Source organism: Paenibacillus sp. JT22N12 (genome assembly GCF_056269365.1).
This window is the reverse complement of the sequence record NZ_JBWDNU010000007.1, coordinates 202,004-223,346: the sequence shown is the minus strand read 5'-3', so window position 1 is coordinate 223,346 and position 21,343 is coordinate 202,004. Positions and strand designations below refer to the sequence as shown.

Genomic DNA, 21,343 nt, shown 5'->3' with positions numbered 1-21,343 from the left:
AGTTGGAAAGATGTCCGAAGTATCACAGCGTGCTCAGCAGGAGAAGCTTCTGGCGGCGCTGCCGAAGGTGGATCTCCATGTTCATCTGGACGGCAGCGTCAGACCGGAGACGATTCTGGAGCTGGCAGAGGCAAGCGGCGTTGCACTGCCTGCCGACCATGCGGAGGGGCTGCTCGCCTATATGCAGGTGGCGGAAGATTGCGATAATCTGCAGGATTATTTGAGCACCTTTTCCTTTGTCCTTGCCTTTCTTCAGGATGGGGCGGCACTGGAGCGGGCCGCTTACGAGCTTGTCGCGCAGGCTGCCGGGGAGAACTGTCTTTATATGGAGGTGAGGTTCGCCCCGCAGCTGCATACGGAGCATGGATTGACTCTCGAGGCTATTATCGGGCATGTCGTCCGCGGCTTGAAACGCGGTGAGGATACGTTCGGCATTACAGCAAGGACGATTGTGATCTGCATGAGGCATCATGGTATGGAGATCAACCGCGCCGTTCTGGATGCCTCGGCGTATTGGCATGGCCGCGGTGTGGTCGCCGTTGACCTTGCCGGCGACGAAGCCGGTTATCCGGCTGAGCTGTTTCGGGAGCTGTTCGGGGAGGCCCGCCGGCTCGGGTTGCCGATCACCATTCATGCCGGCGAAGCTGCCGGACCCGCCAATATCCGCGAAGCCATCGTTCACCATGGGGCGAGCCGAATCGGACACGGGGTAAGGCTGGACGAGGACCTTGAAGTATTCGAGCTGGTGAAGACGAGACAAATTCCGCTTGAAATGTGTCCGGTCAGCAATCTTCAGACAAAAGCGGTAGCGGATTGGTCTTCGTACCCGCTGCGCAAATATGCGGAAGAAGGGCAGATTGTCACCGTAAATACGGATAACAGAACCGTATCGGGAACGTCGCTTACGATGGAATACCGGAAGCTGATGGAGCATTGCGGCGTGTCGGCAGGCGATATTGCCGGGTTTATCCGCAATGGCTTGATTGCGGCTTTCGTGGAGGAGGCCGTCAAGCAGCGGCTGCTGCGGCAGTTCGACAATGCCTGCGCAGAGCTGGGGCTTGCTCCAGGCTGAATCTCTGAACAAGGCGTTATACAATTTTATAGCTTTTGAGAAGGACGGCGAATCCCATTCGCCGTCTTTTTGGCGTTTCAGAGCGATTTTTTCCACGCGTTAGCTCCCAGCGAGCGGTGTGGCGCTGCATGACGGCGGTCAACCACATCATTCACCGGCTGCAACGATTGGAAGACGATTCCCGCTTGCGCATCCAGGCCATTTTCACCCGGTAGAATTGACTGTAATAAATTGTTAATTTTATAAGAAACGTTTCATAAGATGTAAACTCGCTTTATTAACCTTATAACATTTATAAGATTTATTCTTATTCAATGAAGTCATGGCACATATAGGAGGGACAAGCATGACTGCGATAAAGCTAAGCCTCACGGCGATGATTCTTATCCTGATGGGCTGCATTCTGGGGAGCTGCTCCCCGGGCAATTCGGAAGAAGGGGATACGGTCACCTTGAATATCTGGGGGATGGGGGAGGAAGCGAAATCGCTCCCGGAGCTGGCCAAAGTGTTCGAGGCCGAGAACCCCGGTATCCGGATCAAGGTACAGGCGCTGCCGTGGGATAACGCGCACGACAAGCTGCTGACCGCTGTCGCCTCCCGCCGCGGCCCTGATATTATCCAGATGGGAACCACGTGGATACCCGAGATCGCATCGGCGAAATCGCTGCTGGATCTGACCCCTTACATCAGTCAGTATCCGGAGCTTAATCCCGACAATTTCTATGAAGGCGCGGTCCAGACGACCAGATATGGGGATGCTTTCGTCGGTGTTCCCTGGTATATCGACACCCGGGTGCTGTACTACCGGACGGATCTGCTTAAGCAGGCCGGGTATGACGAGCCTCCCGGGACCTGGGATGAGCTGAAGGATGCTGCGCGGAAGCTGGCCGGCCGCGGCGACGGCAAATACGGCATCAGTCTGGATACCGCCGAGCAGACACTGGGCTTCATGTTCGCCCGCCAGAACGGCTCCAGGCTGATTGAAGGAAACACAACCCTGTTCAATCAGGCCCCTTATGTGGAGGCGATTGAATATCTCGACAGCTTTTTCAGGGAAGGCCTTGCGCCAAAGGATCTGGGATTGGATGCCATCCAGGCTTTTGCAGGCGATGGGGTGATCCCGATGTTTATCAGCGGCCCCTGGATGATCAAGCTGATCCATGATCAGGCCCCGGATCTGGAGGGCAAGTGGGCGACGGCCGAGCTGCCGAAGAAAGAGAACAATGAGTCGCTGCTCGGCGGCGCGGATCTGTCGATCTTTCAATATTCCAAGCATAAGGAAGAGGCGCTGAAGTTTCTGGCTTTCATGTCCCGCACCGAAACGCAGCTGAAATGGATGGAGCTGACCCAGTCCTTTCCTTCGGTCAAGTCGGCATGGGAGGATGATAAGCTGAAGAGCGATCCCAACTTCCAGGTGATCGGCAGACAGGCGGAGAATGCGGCGCCGATGCCGCAGATTACAGCCTGGGAGGAGATTTCGCAAGGCTATTTGAAGGCTTTTGAGAAAATATACCGCAGGGGCGATAATGTCCAGCAGGTGTTCGATGACTACAACGCCAATGCGACGCGCATCTTGAACCGCTAACCGCGGGAGGCTTTGTGCAGGATGGACGTTTACAGAAAGGAAGTGTGCATCATTATGAGAGGCACTCGAAGGGCGCCGTATTTGTTCATTGGCCCCACGCTGATTCTGCTCGCCGTATTCTCGCTGCTGCCTATTCTGGTGGCGCTGGTCATCAGCTTTACCGATATGAATCTGGCGGGTCTCGCGGATTTCTCCAACGTTCAATTCGTCGGCTTCAAAAACTATATCGATGTTGTCGTGGATCCGATCTTCCTGCAAGCGATCGGCAATACGCTGTTCTATGTGGTGATCGGCGTTCCGCTTGTAATTGCCCTCTCCCTGGCGGTTGCGCTGCTGATCAATTACGGCCGGGCGCGTCTGTTCAAGGCATTCCGGGCCATCTTCTATATGCCCTCGGTGACGAATGTGGTTGCCATTGCCGTTGTCTGGACTTATTTGTACAATCCCAGCCTGGGCTTATTCAATTACATCTTGAATCAATTGGGCCTGTCCTCTGTTCCCTGGCTCACGGAGCCTGTGACGGCCAAGCTTTCACTGATTCTGCTCGCGCTCTGGCGGGCGATCGGACTGAACATGATTATTTTTATCGCCGCCATCAAGGGGATTCCCAAAACGTACTATGAAGCCGCCCAGTTGGATGGAGCGGGTGCCTGGAGACAGATGTTCTCCATCACGATCCCGCTGCTCAGCTACGCCATCTTCTTCGTGTCGGTTACGACGATGATCGGCTGGCTGCAGTTCTTCGAGGAGCCGTTCATCATGACCAAGGGCGGTCCCCTGGACGGCACAACCTCGGTTGCGCTGTTCATCTACCGCAATGGCTTTCAGCTCAGTCATTTCGGCTACGCGGCTGCGGGGTCGTTCATTCTGTTCTTCGCGATTATCGCCATTACGCTGATCCAGTTCAGGCTGCAAAATAAAAATGACGAAGCGGGAGCCTAAAGGCAGCTTCGGCTGCGCTCCAACGTTTTGGATAAAGGTGAGGTGAATGCTATGAAAACAGCTGCTGCCGCCGATTCTCCAGCCCGGGGCAAAGGAAGCGGCGCCGTCCAGCAATGGATTGCGGGCATTATTCTCGCTGTGCTGGGAGCTGCAATGCTGGTTCCGCTGGTCTGGATGATCTTGTCCGCCTTCAAGCCGGAGAGCGAGGTGACGCAAATTCCGCCAACTCTGCTGCCGCATCAATTTACGCTGGAAAATTTTCAGAATCTGTTTCAAAATATGCGCTTCGGCTATTACCTGCGCAATACGCTGATCATTGTCTTCTTCTCTTTTGTGGGCTTGTTCCTCAATGCCATGGCGGGCTTCGGCTTTGCCAAGTACAAGTTCAAATTGAAGGACAAGCTGTTCTACATCGTCCTTGCGACGATGATGATTCCCGGTCAGGTGACGATGATTCCCATCTACCTGATTCTCAACCAGATGCGTCTGACCAACACGATGCCGGGCGTCGTTCTGCCGGGGCTTGTAGGCGCGTTCGGAATCTTCCTGTTCCGGCAGTTCATGACCGCCATCCCCGATGAGCTGCTGGAGGCGACACGCATGGATGGAGCCGGCGAATTCAAGCTGTTCGTGCGTGTCGTGCTGCCCATGTCGGCCTCGATACTCGCCGTGCAGGCGATTCTGACCTTCATCGCCGGCTGGAACAGCTTTCTGTGGCCGCTTATCATCGCCAATGATGAGAGTCTGTACACCTTGTCGGTTGGACTTGCCCTGCTTAAAGGGCAGTACGGCGGCGATTATGCGCTGCAGATGGCGGGCGCAGCCATTATGGTTGTGCCGATCATCACCATCTTCGTCTTCTTCCAGCGGCATATCATCGATAATTATTCCATCTCCGGGATCAAGTAGAACGCCGGTTGGCAGCTTTAAGACTGGCTCATGTGTTTTGCTGTCTCTACCAATTTAAGAGGTCTGCCCGAGGAGTAATCCCGGGAGGCCTCTTCTTGCATAATGACGCGGGGGATTACGTTACGGCTTCCTTTTGATTACGTGCAAACTCGCGCATGGCTGGAAAATAAGCGGACGCCTTCCCATGAAATGATGGATTCTGTGCAAAGACGGCTGAACTGCATTTCATGTACACTTACAGTAGAGTCATAATCGGCTGCGCCAGGCGCTGCTGTTTGACCTGCTTCAAGGGCTGAACACGGAATGTCTGCAGACTGGACTCGTCATATGCCTTAGAACCGGTATGAAGGGAATGCCAAGCAGCCCGGATCGCAGTACGCCGTCAAGATCTATGCCTATCCGGAAACGGATCTGTAATTCGAAATGTAATAGGGGGGCTGGTCATGAAAGCGAAAGCAGTGGTATTTACCGGGGTTAATGAGGTTGCCTATTTGGATGTGGAAGTGCCGGATCCGGGACCCGATGACGTTGTTGTGGATGTGGAGCATTCCTGGATCAGCGTCGGCACCGAGCAATCCTTCCTGCGGGGGGAGCGGATCAGCGGCGAACAGGTGACCAGAGCAGGCGATGTCCTGCCATTCCCGCAGGTAGCAGGGTATCAGAAGGTCGGAATTGTGCGTGAGGTGGGAAGCGGCGTAACCTCTGTGAAACCAGGGGATCGCGTGTTTGCTTCCGTCAGCCGTGTGGAAGGCATGGCTTTTCCGACCGGCGGCCATATCAATCCGGCGGTGACGCATGTCAGCCAGGTATGGAAGCTGCCGGATACGGCGGACGGGCCGGATGCGCTTGCTTATGCGCCGCTTGTGCTGGCGCAGGTCGGGTACAACTGCGGCATGAGGCCGGCCGTCGCCCCGGGCGACAGGGCTGTGGTTATCGGGGACGGTCTCGTGGGCCAATGGTCGGCACAGACACTGCTCGCAAGAGGGGCTGACGTGACCGTGCTGGGCCGGAATGACGGGCGGCTCGGGCTGCTGCCTGCCGCTGCCGTGCGGGTGAATTTGCGTAAGCCGGGCGTTCAGGAAGCTGTAGAAGATATCACGGATATAGAGGTGGTAGTCGATACGGTCGGGGCGCTGCCTGTATTCCGTTCCATGCTGCCAGGGATGAAAAGGAACAGTCATCTGGTGTCGGCGGGATTTTATGGTCACGACGGCCAAATCGATATTCAGGAGCTGCGGCCGCGGGAAATTACCCTGCACAGTCCTTCGGGCTGGCAGCCGGACCGTATGGTTGCGACGCTTGCCGCCATCACGGACGGACGGCTGCAGACGGTCCCGCTCATCACCCACATGCTGCCGGCCCATCAGGCTGCGAAAGCATGGCGGATGATTCAGGACAAGCAGGAATTCTTCCTTGGCGTTGTGCTGGATTGGCGGCAGGCAGAAAACGGCTGACACACCATCCTTTGGGCGGCGCTGAACATCCTTGTATGAGCCTTATATGAATGGCTTCCCGGCTCTATTGGAAGAATAAATCTATCCATGGCAGCAAAGAGGAACCTGGCGCGGTGTGCGGGTTCCTCTTTGCTGTTCACCATTCCCAATCTGAGGTTTACGTTGACGTTAACGTTATATTGCAGTATGCTTTTCCATAATCAGTCGGCATAGGGCGGGAGGCTAATATGAAATCATACAAAATCGAAGATGCCGCGGCAAAGACGGGACTTACGAAGCGGACGATCCGTTACTACGAAGAGCTCGGTCTGATCGAGACGCTGGACCGGACAGAGGGCGGCATGCGCCTGTATTCCGAAGAGGATATCGATCGTCTGAACAAGATCGTGCTTGCCAAGGAAGTGCTGGGCTTCTCGCTGCAGGAGCTGCAGCAGTTCATCAAGATGAATGAAGCGATCGACCAGCACCGGCATACGGTCAGGTCATTGGAGGACCGGACTGAGCGCAGACTCAAGCTTCTGGAAATCTCTGAAGTGCTCCAGAGGGAGATCGAAATGATTGAGATCAAGATGAAGCGGATGGATACGTTCAAGGAAGAGCTTCTTGCCTTGAGCCAGCGTGTACGGGAAGCGATCGGCAAGTATGAAGAGGATTAAAATAACGGATCAAAGCTTATAGCGGAGGCCAAAGCTGGAGGGAACGGAATTCATGACGAACGGGGAAGAAAAATCACCATTCTGGAGTATTATTGCTGCCGTATTTTTCGGCAATTTCATGGCTGTTCTGAGCACGACCACCATCAATGTGGCCCTGCCCGTGTTTATGACGGATTTTCACGCGGAGCTGACCACGGTGCAGTGGATGATATCGGGATTTATGCTGGCAACCGGCGTCATTGCGCCGATCATCGGATATATGGGCGACAAGCTCAGCTATAAACGGCTGTATGTATTTGCGCTGCTGGGCTTTACAATCACCTCCGGTCTGTGCACACTTGCCTGGAGCATGCAATCGCTGATCGTTTTCCGGATTTTGCAGGGGCTGTTCAGCGGTATTATTATGCCAACCACGATGACGATTATTTATCAGGTCATCCGCAAAGAAAAGCAGGCGCTCGCTATTGGACTTTGGAGCGTATCGGCCATGCTGGCACCCGCATTCGGGCCTACCATTGGGGGATGGCTAACCGAATATTTCAGCTGGAAATCATTATTCGTGATGAATCTGCCGATTGGCATTCTGGCGATGATCTTCGCTCAGCGCTTCATCCCTTATTACCGCCTAAGCCGCGGCATCAAGCTTGATGTTATCGGCTTTATTGCCGTAATCCTGGGTACGAGCTCCTTGCTGCTTACCTTCAGCGAAGGCCATAGCTGGGGATGGACCTCGTGGAAGACGATTATGCTGTTTATCGCCGGGGCTGCCATCGTGACGTACTTTATTATTCGAACGCTGCACAGCAGAGCTCCGCTGCTGAATCTGCGCGTATTCAAAATTCCACGGTTCACCTACAGCCTGATCATCAACTGCATCATCACGATTTCGCTGTATGCCGCTACCTTCCTGGTACCAATCTACATGCAGAACATCAAGCATGCTTCGACGCTTCATACGGGACTCGTCATGCTGCCGGGAACGATTGCGATGGCTATGTTCTCTTTGCTGGTCGGCAGAATTTATGACAAAGTAGGACCGTTCCGTCTGATCATGGCCGGCGTCATCATTATGGCATTGGCGACCTGGGAGCTCAGCCGGCTGGACCTGGCGACAGGGACCTTCTTCATCGCTTCATGGCTGGCAATCCGCTATGTGGGCATTGCGCTGAGCAATATGCCGGTCACCAACTCCGGGATGACGGCCGTGCCCAGTACCTTCAGCGGGCATGCCTCAGCGGTTACCAACTGGATCCGGCAGGGTACTGCGGCGCTTTCCGTCAGTATTTTCAGCAGCATTCTGTCTGCAAGGACTCTTGCCCATCTCAAAGAAATCGGAGCCGACACCCCGAACGGGGCCGATCTGGCTCTGGCCAAATCCGTTCAGGAGGTGTTCATCATCGGGACCGTTCTGGTCGTTCTGGCCGTTCCCTTCACCTTCCTGCTGCGCAGGAAGCATCATGAAGTAAGCGAGGATCTCCTTGCTCCAGGCCGGACTTAAGAACGCAGTGGTTTCTCTTTAGCGGCTGTTTATGAGCTTCTTCCTGAATTGACCGGCGATCAGCGGAAGGGAGATGCTCTGCCTGGCGGTGATCCCGATACTGCGGGGAGGAATCGGAACCAGGGTAGGCAGCTCGAACAATCTGCCCTCCTGCAGCTCCCGCTCTACAAAACGCCGTGTTACGAATGCGGCGCCATAACCGCGTTCGCAGCATTCCACCTGCATTTCCAGGCTGCTCAGCTCGAGGCTCGCTTCTGCCTGGACACCCTGATCGCTCAGCCATTGCTTGAAAAATTGCCCGGTGCTGCTCTCTGGAGACAGAAGCAGCAGCGGGATTTTTGCGATTTCCTCCGCCGACAGGGGCTGCCCGGTCAACTGGCGGTAAGGCGGCCCGACGACCAGACAATCCTGTATCGTTGCAAGCGGGGATACGTGGAGCTCCGGATCTTCGTCCAGAGGCAGATGGACCAGACCCAGATCAATCAGACCGTCCTTCAGCCGTTTGGTGATTTCAGCCGATTTGCCTTGAAACAGATGGATGCGTACAGCGGGGTAGTCGGCTCTAAACAGGTCCAGAGCAGGGAGCAGCAGATGCTTGAGCATCGGGCCGCTGGCGCCAATGCGCAGCTCCCCGGCCGCGAAATCCTTCAAGGCCTGCAGCCTTCGCTCAGCTGAATCGATCAAGGCAAAGGAGGGCTCCACATACTCCAGCAGAGCGGCGCCCTCCGCCGTAAGCTTCACCCCTTTGGAAAGACGGTCAAATAATTTGACATCCAGGCTGTCCTCCAGCTGCTTGATGGCATAGCTGACAGAAGGCTGAGTCATATGGAGCTGCTGCGCCGCTTTGGTCAGATTCTCAACCTTTGCCGTATGAAGGAAAATACGGTACCATTCCATATTCAGCTGCTTATTGATATAGATCACCTCTATGACAGACATTGAGAATGGCGATTTCATTTATCACTTAGTGAAAACTATAATGGAAACAGGCATCAGCAGTCAAAGGAAAGCTTCAAGCAGCGGAAGGGGAGGGACATGACAATGGCAGGAAATTCATTCGGGGAGCAGTTCAGAATCACGACATTCGGAGAGTCGCACGGCGAGGCGGTCGGGGTTATTGTGGATGGCGTTACGCCGGGAATCGTGATAGATGAAGCATTCATACAGATTCAAATGGACCGCAGGAAGCCGGGGCAATCCTCTGTAACTACGCCGCGCAAGGAATATGATGCGGTAAGCATCCTCTCCGGTATGTATGAGGGCAGAACAACGGGAACGCCGCTCTTTATTATTTTGTTCAACAAGGATATGAAGCCTGAGGCTTATAACGATATTCAGCATGCATTTCGTCCGGGCCACGCGGATTTCACGTATTTGCAGAAGTATGGGATAAGGGATCATCGGGGCAGCGGGCGGGCGTCGGGAAGAGAGACGGCGGGCAGAGTGGCGGCAGGAGCGGTAGCCCGCAAGCTGCTGGAGTACCGGGGCGTGAATGTGATGGCTTATACGACAGATATCGGAGGGATCCGGTGCGAAACGTTCGATGAAGATCAAATCGAGCGGAATGCGGTCAGAGCCTGTGATCCGGATGCGGCAGTTCGAATGATTGCGAAGATTGAAGAGCTGGCGGCGGCGGGCGACAGCTGCGGGGGAATTGTCGAGTGCCGGATACGCGGCGTTATGCCCGGTATCGGCGAGCCTGTCTTTGATAAACTGGATGCGGATCTGGCCAAAGCAATGTTATCCATCGGGGCTGTCAAAGGGATTGAATTCGGAGAGGGATTCGCGGCATCGGCTATGCGCGGCAGCGAGCATAACGACGGGATGAATGGTTCGGGATTCCTGAGCAATCATGCGGGCGGGATCATTGGGGGGATCAGCACGGGAGAAGAGATTGTGTTCCGGGTTGCGGTGAAGCCGACGTCCTCGATCTCGCTTCCGCAGCAAACTGTCAATATCCGCGGGGAGGAGCAGACGATCCGTACCGAAGGCAGGCATGATCCATGCATATGTCCGCGGATCGTTCCTGTAGTCGAAGCTATGGCATGTCTGGTGCTTGAGGATCATTACAAGCGGCAGGCGGCAATGAAAGACTGATGGAAGCTTAATCGGCATACTGTTCCCGGCTGGAGCGAAAGTTTCATGTGAGATAATCCTGATGTTCTTTTCCGGCAGAGCTTCAAATGGAGCAGAGCAGAGCAGCGCGGCAATCAAGGGTGGATTGCCGCGGGCTTGTTCCATTATCTAGCGATCAGAATAATAACGGCTGTCCATACCAACATGGAGAACCCGATAGCAGCCAGCATTCCCCAGTTCCATCCTCTTATCATCATCAAGTTCATCCCCTCCTGTTCTCTCTTTAGTATTTTTGCCCTTTTTTTCGAAAAATAAGACATAAGGCTTATAGCTATTACGGAGTATGTGTCGGTCTGGAAATGTAATATTAAATCTTTTATCGGCAGGAGAGGAGGAAATGATTACCTTTGGACCAGAAAAAGTAGGGCTATATGTGCAGGTAGAGAGAAATTAGGTCTAATCAAGGTCATATTTTGTCGGAGGAGTTGTTTTGGGAAATGGAGAGGAAGTGCTTGAGGTTGATGCGATGAACTATAAATTTAAATAAAATCCCGCTCTAAACACCTTTGAGCGGGATTTTTCAACATGCGGGAAAGGGCAGCTTTCCGTTGTAAATCGCTGATTTTGCTTATATTCGGAGGAAAGCAGCGCCGCCAGAGGACGGCGGGAGCCGTTTCTTTTTATTGATCCGTTTATAAGCCGCTGGCATTATGACCCGGAACGGGCAAACAACATTTTGTACACGAGCCTGAACCGGGCCAAGAGCCACGGGACAATGATGTGTTTATACCGCTTGAGAACCATGACCATGAGCAGGAAAGCGGCAATGACAAATACGGCGCGAATCGAGTAGCGGGTAATCAAATGGAGGATGTGTTCAAGCTCATTGCCGAATATTTTGCCGATCATGACATAGGTTATGACCCATATCAAGGCCCCGAAGTGGTTGAAAAGGAAAAAAGTCCGCAGAGGAATGCGCAGCACACCGGAAACATAACCGGTAAAATGGCGAAGACCGGGAATGAAATAACTGACCAGCAGCAGTTTATTCCCATATTTATCGAACCATATTGTAATTTTGGTTAGTCGCGGCGGGGTGAGGAAAAAATATTTTCCATACTTTTCGAAAAAAGGGATACCGAGCTTCCTGCCGACAAAATACGTGACCGTTGTGCCAATTGTCGCGCCCAGAAAGGCGCAAAGCATAATCCATCCCAAATGAAAATGGCCCACTACCGAGATGTGTCCGGAAATAGCCATGGCCAGCTCCCCAGGAAAAGGGAGGGCGATGGACTCCGTGAACAGTCCGAAAAATAAAACCAGATAACCATATTGTTCAAATAGCTGATTGATCCACTGCATGGCGTTCGTTATCCCCTTAGCTTCACTCCGTGTATTTCTTAAAAGTATAGCGGAGTCGGCTTAAACCCGATAAGGGCTGGGGATTGGTTTCTTGCTGGACCTAAGTCGGGTTTAACTTTCTTCTGATCGCATCCATATTGGATAATATTCTTTTGCGCAAAGGCTCGGGACGAACGTCTTCAAGAAGGGTTCCAAATGAAAGCAGGTAACTGTCCAGCCAGTTGCCCTCAGGAAATTCGGCTGTAACGTCGTATGAACCATCTTCATTGTGGGTAATCATCTTTTCGGCAAATTCATCGTAGACCCGATAAGCACCTTCTGCAGAAATTTTTAGAGTCACCTCAATTGTGCTGCGCATAATGTTATCTTCTGCCTCTGTTAACGGTACCGCCGGTCTGGGCTCATAGTTGTCATCCGTTACAGCGATGTCTTTCATCCGGCTGATCTTGAATATACGGGGACCATTGCTGGTCAAACAATGACCCGTCAGATACCAGGACTTATTTTTAAACAGCAGGCTGGCTGGCTCAACGCTTCGATCGCTCTGTTCACCGGCAGTATTAAAATATCGAAACGTGATAATGCGGTTCGCCGTAATCGCTTTGCGCAAGAGCGGAAAAAGCTCTCTCTGGCTTTCTTCGCTTCCCCACGGGGAGAAATCCACCTCAATCCAGCTGCTCCTGTCCTTCTTGAACAACCTGCTCAGCTTGCCGAGGACGTCCTCAATTTCAGGGAATTTTGCGGCAGTCAGGCTCTGAAGGGCCATTAAAATATCATCCTGTTCCTGCCCCGACAGCAAAGAAGTGTTGAAGACATAGCCATCCATTAGCGATATTCCGCCGCCTTTTCCCCTGCTGCTGTAAATCGGGATTCCCGCTGCGCTCAAAATATCGATATCTCTATATATGGTTCGTGTGGAAACCTCAAAATGCTCTGCCAGTTCAGCAGCGGTCAAAGTCTTCTCATTCAGAAGCATATAAACCAATTCAAAATGCCGGCTTACCGACATATCGATCACCTCAATAAAAGTATACACCTTAAACATGACATTAAAAAAGTCATATTAAGTGAAGCCGTGCCCGCAAAACTTCTGCCTGCAATAGGTGATGCTATAATCTGCAGCGCTGCAAAACAGAGGGACGACGGCAGCCGGAACAAAACAGCCCGCACGGCTCACCGATTACTTGGTGCTGTGCGGGCTGTTTTTATTCTCTTGGCTGAGAAAAAATGGTGAATGCAAACGAATGGATCATCAATGAGTCGGAAGCTGACCCTGCAAGCTTAAATCACTTCACGCTGCGGCTTGCGGCCGCTGAACTGGCTTTCATACAGGTCGGCGTAGAAGCCTCCGGCTTCCAGCAGCTCCTCATGCGTACCCTGTTCGATCACAGTGCCGTGATTCATAACGAGAATCAGATCGGCATCCCGAATGGTCGACAACCGGTGCGCGATGACGAAGCTGGTGCGTCCCTGCATCAACTCATTCATGGCCCGCTGGATCTGGATTTCAGTCCGCGTATCGACGCTGCTTGTCGCCTCGTCGAGAATCAGGATGGCCGGGTCGGCCAGAATGGCTCTTGCTATGGTAAGCAGCTGCTTCTGACCCTGCGAGATATTCGAAGCTTCCTCGTTCAGCACGGTTTCGTAACCTTCCGGGAGCGTTCGGATAAAGTGATCCGCATAAGCCGCCCGGGCGGCTTGAACGACATCCTCCTCGCTGGCATCTTCGCGGCCGTAGGCAATGTTGTCGCGGATGGTGCCGTTGAACAGCCAAGTATCCTGCAGCACCATGCCGAACAGGCTGCGCAGATCCCCCCGTTTGAATCGGGTAATATCCACACCGTCGATGGTGATGCTTCCGCCGCTGAGCTCATAGAAGCGCATCAGCAGATTGATCAGCGTCGTCTTGCCTGCGCCGGTGGGGCCGACAATCGCGATGGTTTGGCCGGAATGGACATCTATGCTCATATCTTCGATCAGCGGAGTATCCTCTTTGTAGCCGAACTTGACATGATTGAAAAGGACATCTCCTTTGGGGAGGGCGACCAGCCTGCCTTGATCAACCGTTCCTTTGTCAAGGCGCATCTTATTCTGCTGCTGTTTGGAGGCGACAATTACGCCATCTTCCGCTTCTGGCACTTCCTCCTGCTCGTCAAGCAGCTCGAACACCCGCTCGGCCGAGGCAATCGTCGATTGAATGATATTGGCGATTTGCGCTGTCTGGGTGATCGGCATTGTGAATTGCCGGGAGTACGAGATAAAAGCCTGGACATCCCCGATTGTAATGGCATTGCGCAGGACGAAGATACCGCCGGCAACGCTGACCAGCACGTACCCGATATTGCCGATGAAGCTCATGATCGGCATGATCATGCCGGAGATGAACTGCGCCCGCCAGCCCGAGGCGTACAGCTCGTTATTCACTTTCGTGAAATGCTGCATCGATTTCTCCTCGTGGCCGAAAGCCTTGACAATCGGGTGGCCAGTGTACATTTCCTCAACATGGCCGTTAAGCTCTCCCAGCGATTTCTGCTGGCCTTTGAAATACAGCTGCGAGCGTTTAGCGATCATGCGGATCGCCAGGAAGCTGAGCGGCAGGGTAATGATGGTGATGAGAGTCATAACCGGACTGATGGTCAGCATCATCACGATAACGCCAATCAATGTGACGATGGAGGTGATGAGCTGCGTCAGGCTTTGCTGCAGCGTGCTGCTGATATTATCGACGTCATTGACGGCGCGGCTGAGAATTTCCCCGTGCGTCCGAGAGTCGAAAAACTTGAGCGGCAGTCTGGCCAGCTTCTCGTTGACGTCCTTGCGCAGATCATAAACCGTCTTCTGGGCGATGCCTGCCATGACGTACTGCTGGATATAGCTGAACAGCGAGCTGATAACATATAAGCAGATCAGCACAAGCAGGATGTGCCAGATATAGGTGAAATCGATTTTCGCCCCCTCAACGCCCTTCAGCTTGCCAACCATGCCTGTAAAAAGCTCGGTGGTCGCCTTCCCCATAATCTTCGGGCCAAGGATGGAGAAGACCGTGCTGAGTACTGCTGTCAGCAGCACGATCAGCAGCGCGAAGCGGTGGGGCTTCAAATAGCCGGCGAGCCGGCGCAGCGTGCCTTTGAAGTCCTTGGCTTTTTGGACAGGCATGCCCATCGCTCCAGGGCCGCCGCGGCCGGGTCCGAAGCCAAAGCCGGCCCCCTGGCCGCCAGGTCTTTGACCTGCAGCGCCGCCAGCCTGCCCTGAACCTTGCGGTCCTCGTGAGTTACTCATGCAATCTCCTCCTCTGACAGCTGCGACGTGACGATTTCGCGGTAAATCGCATTGCTCTGCAGCAGCTCGCGGTGCGTGCCGATTCCGGCCACTTTGCCGTCCTCCAGCACGATGATGCGGTCCGCATCCATGACCGTGCTGACCCGCTGGGCGACAATGATGACCGTCGCCTCTGTCGTAGCCGGGCGCAGCGCCTCGCGCAGCCTGGCATCCGTCTTGAAGTCCAGGGCCGAGAAGCTGTCGTCGAACAGGTAGATCGTCGGCTTGCGGACGAGGGCGCGCGCAATGGACAGCCGCTGCTTCTGCCCGCCCGACACATTGGAGCCGCCCTGGGCTATCCGCGATTCGTAGCCTTCCGGCATCTCCGATACGAAGTCGCTGGCCTGCGCGATTTCGGCCGCGCTGCGGATTTCCTCATCCGTGGCGTCCTCTTTGCCATAACGGATATTCTCCGCAATGGTGCCGGTGAAAAGCACGGACTTCTGCGGGACAAGCCCGATCCGGTTGCGCAGCTGCTCTTGCGAAAGCTCGCGTACATCGACGCCGCCGATGCGGATGCTCCCGTCTGTCAGATCATAAAATCTCGGAATGAGATTGATCAGCGTAGATTTTCCGGAGCCAGTGCCCCCGATAATGGCGGTTATTTCCCCCGGACTTGCGGTGAAGCTGATGTTGGAGACGGCGGGTATTTCCGCTCCCGGGTAATGGAAGGTCACATTGTCGAATTCAATGACACCAGCGTCTGCCGATTTCTTCGGAGAAGCCGGATCGTTAATGTCCGGCAGCATGCCCAGCACTTCATTGATCCGTACAGCAGAAGCGGAGGCGCGGGGAATCATGACAAACATCATGGAAGCGAACATGAGCGCAAACATGATTTGAAAGGCATACTGGATAAAAGCAATCAGGTCGCCTACTTCCATGTGACCGCTGTTGATCCGCAGACCCCCAAACCAAACAAGGGCGACGCTGGCAATGTTCATCATCAGCATCATGATCGGCATGAGCGAGGCCATAATCCGGTTGACCTTCACAGCCGTATCGGTCAGATCGCGGTTGGCTTCATTGAAGCGGTCCTGTTCATGGCGGATCCGGTTGAAGGAGCGGATAACGCGGATACCGGTCAGGTTCTCGCGCAGGACAAGATTGAGCTTGTCGAGCTTGGTCTGCATGGCCCGGAACAACGGTATGCCTCTGCCGACGATGGCATAAATCAAGAGGGCCAGGATCGGCACGATGGCTATAATGACAAGCGACAACGTGACATCCTTATACATGGCCATGATGATGCCGCCGAAGCACATCATCGGAGCCATGACCATGACCCGCATCATCATCGTCAGCACCTGCTGCACCTGCGTAATATCATTGGTGGTGCGGGTAATCAGCGAAGCGGTGCCGATCTTGTCGAATTCATTCAGTGAAAATCGCGACACATGGGAGAAGACCCGGCTGCGCAGATCCTTGCCGAAGCCGCCCGCCGCCTTGGCGGAGAGGAAGCTGGCACCAACCGAGCAGGCCGCGCCGAGCAGGGCCATCAGCATCATAAAGCCGCCAATCTTCCAGATATAGGGCGTATCGCCGGCAACAACGCCTTTATCTACAATATCCGACATCAGAGTCGGCAGATAAAGATCCGAGAGCGACTGGACCAGGACAAGGATCAGCACAAAAGCAACAGGAATGCGGTAGGGCCTCAAAAATCGCAGTAGCTTCATCATCGTTTACGCTTCACCTTCATTCGGTAAATTTAGTTTGCGTTCGGAGCATTGGGCCAGGTGAGTACCGCCATTGTAATAGTCAAATACCTCATCGAGCAGCTCAATTAGCTGATTGCTGCGCTCTTCGCCCATCCGGTCAATCAGTCCCTGGATGCGTTCAAACATGGCCACCTCTGATAATTGCGTTTGACGCAGGCCTTCCTCGGTCAGCTTGATGCGCACAACACGCCGGTCCTCCGGGTCGGAGCTTCGTTCAAGCAAACCTCTGGCTTCCAGCACATTGACCGATTGGGTCACCGTAGGCGACGTGACGTTGAGCAGCTGACTGAGCTCTGAGGCCTTCATTCCTGCAGGATGAAGCTTCTCCCGCCTGCGGATAACGAATAACATGACAGCCTCGCTTTGAGTACAGCCTTCAATGGGCCGCTGGCTTCTCCAGCTGATATGCCGCATTTGACGAAAAACACGGAATAACTCGCTGGGAGTGCTGAGTTCATCGGGCATTTGGGTGTATCCTCTCCTTTTTTTGCATGTATGGTATCTTCCGGGCAGCAGCATAAATATGATTTACTTAGCTAAACTAATTGTATTCAGGTAAAGAATCCTTGTCAATTCATTTGACGCAGTTATTGAAGTGAAGGAATGGCAGGCCAAGTGTGACAACAGCCCATGATAGATTCGTGAGCCGGACATTAGCGAGGGGGAAGATTGATGAGGCATATTGGCAGCAGCCAATACGCCTTTTTCGCCTATTGCATGGCAGGCAATTCTGAGATCACTTCACGATTCCGTTCATAATGAGATCCTCGAGCTGCTTTGTTGTGATGCCCATATCACCAGCCATCCTTCTTGCCCGGCCAAGCGACATCACAATGCCTATCACGATTGTCGCAATATCAGTTACCGGTTGGCGCAATCGTGCCTCATCAGGCTCAAGCACGCTGCAAACGGCGGAATGGATTCTTTGATGCGAGGCTGTCCGACTTTCATTCAACCGGCGGATTTCTTCATCAGATAATGAACTGCGTTCTCTACGTTTGGATGGAGCGGCCAATCGTACGGCATTCATGATGGCACCGGTTCTCTCTCCTTGAATCCGAATCACATCGATCAGGTTTGTCAACCGTTCTTCCAAACCGGCTTCTTTGTCGATTGCCTCCAATTCAATCAGGACATTCTCCGGTTTCGTTGCTTCATCCAGGCACGCCAACAGCACTTCATCCTTGTCGGCAAATGCGCGGAATATAGTCGGTTCGCTGATTCCGGCTGCCCGTGCAATTTGCAGCGTCGTGACGCTTGGGCCGATTTCCACCAATAGAGGCAATGCGGCTCTTACGATCATTGCTCTCCTTTCTTCAATATTCATGCCGGGTGCTCGCTTGGGTGACGTTGAATTATTCTCATTTGTTTTCATGTTGATATTATATGTAGTGAATACTCACTATGTCAACTTATATATTTTTTCTTGGTACCACAGGGGGCAAAATACATAGCGTTTCAGACAAGCTGTGCCTTTGAGAACGGGATTATGCTGAAGCCGGGATCAAACAGAAGAAGGGGGGGAGTTGATGGTGAATAATGAATTATTATTCAGGCTCAACAGGCTGTTATGGAGGCGGGAGAATGGGGCTGCTGCACAGCCTGCAGGCGATCTGGAGAGTTGGACTTGCGGGAACGTTAGCAGCGGGAAATGGTTGTGAAGCAGTACCGGAAGAAATATGCGACAGTCTGGAGAAAAGTGTAAGGGCGGCTCATCCTTCGGGTCGGCGCCCTGCCGCAGCCTACCCTTCACAGGAATTGCCTGCGGAACTGCAGCGGGGGCATCCCGCAGTACTGTTTGAAGCAGCTGGAGAAGTAGGGCGTGTGGCGGAAGCCGACCTCTTCGGCAATCTGGGCGATGGACCATTCGGTCTTGATCAGCAGCAGCTTCGCCTGCTCCAGCCGGTATTCCTGCAAATATGCCATCGGCGTGCAGTCATAGATTTCTTTCATGCATCTGACAATATAATTGGGATGAAAATGCAGCGCTTCGGCCAGCGTCTCATTCTTCAAATCCGCCTGGTAATACTGTTTGATATAAGCCTCCGTGCTCTCGGCAAGCGTCATTGCCGGTGAGGCGCTTCTGCTTTCGCCGCCTTCCTCCAAGAGACGCAGCAGCTCCAGAAACGACTGCTGCTCCTTCAAGAAGGCGCTGGAGCGGTTCTCTGTGGAGAGCTCTATCAGCTTCGCCAACTGCCGCAGGGCCAGGGCGAAATTCGGCAGCGCCTGAGACTGCGGAAACTGCATCGTATACGCGCTCATCCAAGGCTGCCTCGGGGGATGAACCGGCGCCGCGGCTTCTTCCCCGTACGTCCATTCACCGGCAAAGTTGAAATGAATCCAGTAGAAGACCGTTTCCTCCTCGCAGGGCTTGACCGCGTAATGATACCGGTCCGGCAGCAGCAGCAGCGTCTGCCCCTCGGCCAGCTCCCATTGACGGTCCTCCTCCCCGATATGCAGCACGCCCTTTACCACCCATAACAGGTCAAAAACCCCCAGGTTCCGGCGGCTCGGATGCTGTTCGCCCGGCGCAAAACGGCTCAAGCCGATCGTGATGAAATAAGGCATCGGCGGTGTTTCCATCCGAATCAGGCTGCTGTGTCCATTCATGCCCTCACCTCTTCATCAGTGTGATAATTTATAAAAACTGGTTCAGTTTATTTATAGTTGATTTCTAGTTTAAAGAATAAACTGAACTTGCATGAGAATCAAATATTGATGTTTCTTGATCACTGAAGGAGGATAATCATGAATCTTTCGACTCAACGGGATAATGAGAAGCCCAAAGTGCGCATACGGGATGACTTTTGGGATGGCTATATGGAGCTGGTGCGGGATACGGTCATTCCGTATCAGTGGGATGCGCTGAATGACCGGATTGCAGATGCCGCCCCCAGCTATGCGATTCAGAATTTCCGGATTGCGGCAGGGCTTGCGGAGGGCGAGTTCGGAGGGATGGTCTTTCAGGACAGTGATGTCGCCAAATGGCTGGAGGCCGTTGGTTATTCCCTGGCCGGGCATCCCGATCCCGAGCTTGAGAAGACAGCCGATGGCGTAATTGAGCTCATTGCAGCGGCGCAGCGCAGGGACGGTTACCTGAACACCTACTTTACGCTCAAGGAGCCGGGCAAGGAGTGGACGAACCTGCAGGAGGCGCATGAGCTGTACTGCGCCGGGCATATGATGGAAGCGGCGGTCGCCTATTATGAAGGGACAGGCAAGCGCAAGCTGCTGGAGGTCATGTGCAAATTTGCCGACTATATCGATTCCGTGTTTGGACCGGAGCCGGGCAAGCTCCGCGGTTACGACGGGCATCAGGAAATCGAGCTGGCGCTGGTCAAGCTGTACCGCGTCACGGGTGAGGAGCGGTATCTCCGCTTGAGCCGTTTTTTTATCGATGCAAGGGGAGAGCAGCCCAGCTTCTTCGTGAAGGAGTGGGAAAGACGAGGAAGATTCAGCCACTGGACGCAAAAGGAGTCCGCATCGCCTGATCTGGCTTACTTCCAGGCGCATGAGCCGGTGCGGGAGCAGTCAGTGGCGGTGGGCCACGCGGTCCGGGCGGTTTATATGTATGCTGCGATGGCAGACCTGGCCAGACTGACCGGCGACGAGTCCCTGCTGGAAGCATGCCGGAAACTGTGGCGCAATACCACCGCCAGACAGATGTACATTACAGGCGGAATCGGCTCCACTCATCACGGGGAAGCCTTCTCCTTCGATTACGATTTGCCCAACGATACGGTATATGCCGAGACATGCGCTTCAATCGGGCTTATGTTCTTCGCCAGCCGGATGCTGCAGCTGGAGCCTAAGAGCGAATACGCCGACGTACTGGAGCGGGCGCTCTATAATAATGTAATTGGAAGCATGTCGCAGGACGGCAAGCATTACTTCTATGTCAATCCGCTGGAGGTGTGGCCGGAGGCTTCGGAGAAGAACCCGGGAAGGCGTCATGTGAAGGCGGTCCGCCAGAAATGGTTCGGCTGCTCCTGCTGCCCGCCGAATGTGGCGCGGCTCTTATGCTCCTTGAACGATTATATTTATACGGCATCACCTGAAACCAATACTGTATATGCGCATTTGTTCATCGGCAGCGAATCGAGTTTCGAGCTTGCGGCCGGCAGTGTGAAGATGAAGCAGGTATCTGGACTGCCTTGGGAAGGCAAGGTCCGCTTCGAGGTGACTCCTGCAGCTTCAGGCAGCGAGTTCACGCTGGCTCTGCGAATTCCGGATTGGTGCGCCGGGAAGGCCGGACTGACCGTCAATGGTTCGCCTGCCCCCTACGATATTGAGCTGGGGTATGCGCTGATCAATCGGCAGTGGTCGGAGGGCGACGTGGTGGAATGGGAACTGGAGCTTCAGGCGCAGCTGATTGCGGCAAGACCGGAGATCCGGGCGAATGCGGGCAAAGCCGCCATCCAGCGGGGTCCGCTTGTGTACTGTCTGGAACAGACGGACAATGGCAGTCCGCTTGCGGCTGTTTCCATTGTGCGCGAAGCCGAGCTGGGCGCGCGTTATGAGGCCGGGCTGCTGGGCGGTGCGGTCATTGTGGAAGGGGAAGGGCAGATCGAAGATGAAGCGGTCTGGGAGGCTGATGACGCTCCTTATCTGCCGCTCTCATCAACACGGCAGACGAGGAGCGTCCATTTAACCGCCGTGCCTTACTACCTGTGGGGCAACCGCGGCCAGGGCGAGATGACGGTATGGATTCGAACAGCGGCAGGGAAGAAAGAATAATGAATAATGGCCT

17 protein-coding genes are annotated in these 21,343 nt (G+C 54.0%); 9 read left to right on the top strand and 8 right to left on the bottom strand.

Translation table 11 applies throughout. The annotated features are described in order from the left end of the window. The first annotated feature begins 10 nt into the window (after positions 1 to 10). From add to AC0YOA_RS24330, 7 genes are all read left to right on the top strand, one after another. Positions 11 to 1,072 (top strand): adenosine deaminase, encoded by a 1,062-nt coding sequence (gene add, locus AC0YOA_RS24360; RefSeq protein WP_475788839.1) that lies wholly within the window; start codon positions 11 to 13, stop codon positions 1,070 to 1,072. A 346-nt stretch (positions 1,073 to 1,418) separates the two neighbouring features. After that, a complete protein-coding gene (locus tag AC0YOA_RS24355; protein WP_475788838.1) occupies positions 1,419 to 2,657 on the top strand; it encodes a sugar ABC transporter substrate-binding protein in 1,239 nt (412 codons plus the stop codon). Positions 2,658 to 2,678: 21 nt separating this feature from the next. Beyond that, on the top strand, positions 2,679 to 3,599 hold the full coding sequence (locus AC0YOA_RS24350; RefSeq protein ID WP_475788837.1) for a carbohydrate ABC transporter permease: 921 nt from the start codon (positions 2,679 to 2,681) through the stop codon (positions 3,597 to 3,599). A gap of 51 nt (positions 3,600 to 3,650) precedes the next feature. After that, positions 3,651 to 4,508, top strand: a complete 858-nt coding sequence (locus AC0YOA_RS24345) for a carbohydrate ABC transporter permease (RefSeq protein ID WP_475788836.1) — start codon at positions 3,651 to 3,653, stop codon at positions 4,506 to 4,508. Between the two features lie 443 nt (positions 4,509 to 4,951). Then, positions 4,952 to 5,962 (top strand): alcohol dehydrogenase catalytic domain-containing protein, encoded by a 1,011-nt coding sequence (locus tag AC0YOA_RS24340; protein ID WP_475788835.1) that lies wholly within the window; start codon positions 4,952 to 4,954, stop codon positions 5,960 to 5,962. 227 nt (positions 5,963 to 6,189) lie between these two features. Further along, positions 6,190 to 6,618, top strand: a complete 429-nt coding sequence (locus tag AC0YOA_RS24335; protein WP_475788834.1) for a MerR family transcriptional regulator — start codon at positions 6,190 to 6,192, stop codon at positions 6,616 to 6,618. A 52-nt stretch (positions 6,619 to 6,670) separates the two neighbouring features. After that, positions 6,671 to 8,116, top strand: a complete 1,446-nt coding sequence (locus tag AC0YOA_RS24330; RefSeq protein ID WP_475769571.1) for an MDR family MFS transporter — start codon at positions 6,671 to 6,673, stop codon at positions 8,114 to 8,116. Positions 8,117 to 8,134: 18 nt separating this feature from the next. On the opposite strand, the gene AC0YOA_RS24325 is transcribed toward AC0YOA_RS24330, so the two are convergent. Next, on the bottom strand, positions 8,135 to 9,055 hold the full coding sequence (locus AC0YOA_RS24325) for a LysR family transcriptional regulator (protein WP_475788833.1): 921 nt from the start codon (positions 9,053 to 9,055) through the stop codon (positions 8,135 to 8,137). 102 nt (positions 9,056 to 9,157) lie between these two features. Here AC0YOA_RS24325 and aroC point away from each other — a divergent pair, with 102 nt between their 5' ends. Beyond that, positions 9,158 to 10,213 (top strand): chorismate synthase, encoded by a 1,056-nt coding sequence (gene aroC / locus AC0YOA_RS24320; RefSeq protein WP_475788832.1) that lies wholly within the window; start codon positions 9,158 to 9,160, stop codon positions 10,211 to 10,213. A gap of 687 nt (positions 10,214 to 10,900) precedes the next feature. Here aroC and AC0YOA_RS24315 read toward each other — a convergent pair. The 7 genes from AC0YOA_RS24315 to AC0YOA_RS24285 form a co-directional block, all read right to left on the bottom strand. After that, complete coding sequence (locus AC0YOA_RS24315; RefSeq protein ID WP_475788831.1) at positions 10,901 to 11,554, bottom strand: DedA family protein; 654 nt, start codon at positions 11,552 to 11,554, stop codon at positions 10,901 to 10,903. 100 nt (positions 11,555 to 11,654) lie between these two features. Then, positions 11,655 to 12,563 carry a helix-turn-helix transcriptional regulator gene (locus tag AC0YOA_RS24310; protein WP_475769575.1) on the bottom strand — a complete coding sequence of 303 codons (909 nt, stop codon included), beginning with the start codon at positions 12,561 to 12,563 and terminating at the stop codon, positions 11,655 to 11,657. A 272-nt stretch (positions 12,564 to 12,835) separates the two neighbouring features. Next, positions 12,836 to 14,833 carry an ABC transporter ATP-binding protein gene (locus AC0YOA_RS24305; RefSeq protein ID WP_475788830.1) on the bottom strand — a complete coding sequence of 666 codons (1,998 nt, stop codon included), beginning with the start codon at positions 14,831 to 14,833 and terminating at the stop codon, positions 12,836 to 12,838. Then, entirely contained in the window at positions 14,830 to 16,554 is a 1,725-nt protein-coding gene (locus AC0YOA_RS24300) for an ABC transporter ATP-binding protein (protein ID WP_475788829.1), read from the bottom strand. The genes AC0YOA_RS24305 and AC0YOA_RS24300 overlap by 4 nt, the downstream gene beginning before the upstream one ends. A gap of 3 nt (positions 16,555 to 16,557) precedes the next feature. Next, on the bottom strand, positions 16,558 to 17,058 hold the full coding sequence (locus AC0YOA_RS24295) for a MarR family winged helix-turn-helix transcriptional regulator (RefSeq protein ID WP_475788828.1): 501 nt from the start codon (positions 17,056 to 17,058) through the stop codon (positions 16,558 to 16,560). A 271-nt stretch (positions 17,059 to 17,329) separates the two neighbouring features. Beyond that, positions 17,330 to 17,920: a TetR/AcrR family transcriptional regulator gene (locus AC0YOA_RS24290; RefSeq protein WP_475788827.1), complete on the bottom strand. Its 591-nt coding sequence runs from the start codon at positions 17,918 to 17,920 to the stop codon at positions 17,330 to 17,332. A 422-nt stretch (positions 17,921 to 18,342) separates the two neighbouring features. Next, on the bottom strand, positions 18,343 to 19,203 hold the full coding sequence (locus tag AC0YOA_RS24285; RefSeq protein WP_475788826.1) for a helix-turn-helix domain-containing protein: 861 nt from the start codon (positions 19,201 to 19,203) through the stop codon (positions 18,343 to 18,345). 138 nt (positions 19,204 to 19,341) lie between these two features. Between AC0YOA_RS24285 and AC0YOA_RS24280 the strand changes: the two genes are divergently transcribed. After that, on the top strand, positions 19,342 to 21,330 hold the full coding sequence (locus AC0YOA_RS24280) for a glycoside hydrolase family 127 protein (RefSeq protein WP_475788825.1): 1,989 nt from the start codon (positions 19,342 to 19,344) through the stop codon (positions 21,328 to 21,330). Positions 21,331 to 21,343 lie beyond the last annotated feature (13 nt).

Bases quoted from the DNA above. Each gene is read 5' to 3' on its own strand.
- AC0YOA_RS24330 (WP_475769571.1), top strand. From the start codon at position 6,671: ATGACGAACGGGGAAGAAAAATCACCATTCTGGAGTATTATTGCTGCC.
- AC0YOA_RS24355 (WP_475788838.1), top strand. From the start codon at position 1,419: ATGACTGCGATAAAGCTAAGCCTCACGGCGATGATTCTTATCCTGATG.
- AC0YOA_RS24350 (WP_475788837.1), top strand. From the start codon at position 2,679: ATGGACGTTTACAGAAAGGAAGTGTGCATCATTATGAGAGGCACTCGA.
- AC0YOA_RS24315 (WP_475788831.1), bottom strand. From the start codon at position 11,554: ATGCAGTGGATCAATCAGCTATTTGAACAATATGGTTATCTGGTTTTA.
- AC0YOA_RS24325 (WP_475788833.1), bottom strand. From the start codon at position 9,055: ATGTCTGTCATAGAGGTGATCTATATCAATAAGCAGCTGAATATGGAA.
- aroC (WP_475788832.1), top strand. From the start codon at position 9,158: ATGGCAGGAAATTCATTCGGGGAGCAGTTCAGAATCACGACATTCGGA.
- AC0YOA_RS24340 (WP_475788835.1), top strand. From the start codon at position 4,952: ATGAAAGCGAAAGCAGTGGTATTTACCGGGGTTAATGAGGTTGCCTAT.
- AC0YOA_RS24345 (WP_475788836.1), top strand. From the start codon at position 3,651: ATGAAAACAGCTGCTGCCGCCGATTCTCCAGCCCGGGGCAAAGGAAGC.
- AC0YOA_RS24280 (WP_475788825.1), top strand. From the start codon at position 19,342: ATGAATCTTTCGACTCAACGGGATAATGAGAAGCCCAAAGTGCGCATA.
- AC0YOA_RS24295 (WP_475788828.1), bottom strand. From the start codon at position 17,058: ATGCCCGATGAACTCAGCACTCCCAGCGAGTTATTCCGTGTTTTTCGT.
- AC0YOA_RS24290 (WP_475788827.1), bottom strand. From the start codon at position 17,920: ATGAATATTGAAGAAAGGAGAGCAATGATCGTAAGAGCCGCATTGCCT.
- AC0YOA_RS24285 (WP_475788826.1), bottom strand. From the start codon at position 19,203: ATGAATGGACACAGCAGCCTGATTCGGATGGAAACACCGCCGATGCCT.
- add (WP_475788839.1), top strand. From the start codon at position 11: ATGTCCGAAGTATCACAGCGTGCTCAGCAGGAGAAGCTTCTGGCGGCG.
- AC0YOA_RS24300 (WP_475788829.1), bottom strand. From the start codon at position 16,554: ATGATGAAGCTACTGCGATTTTTGAGGCCCTACCGCATTCCTGTTGCT.
- AC0YOA_RS24335 (WP_475788834.1), top strand. From the start codon at position 6,190: ATGAAATCATACAAAATCGAAGATGCCGCGGCAAAGACGGGACTTACG.
- AC0YOA_RS24305 (WP_475788830.1), bottom strand. From the start codon at position 14,833: ATGAGTAACTCACGAGGACCGCAAGGTTCAGGGCAGGCTGGCGGCGCT.
- AC0YOA_RS24310 (WP_475769575.1), bottom strand. From the start codon at position 12,563: ATGTCGGTAAGCCGGCATTTTGAATTGGTTTATATGCTTCTGAATGAG.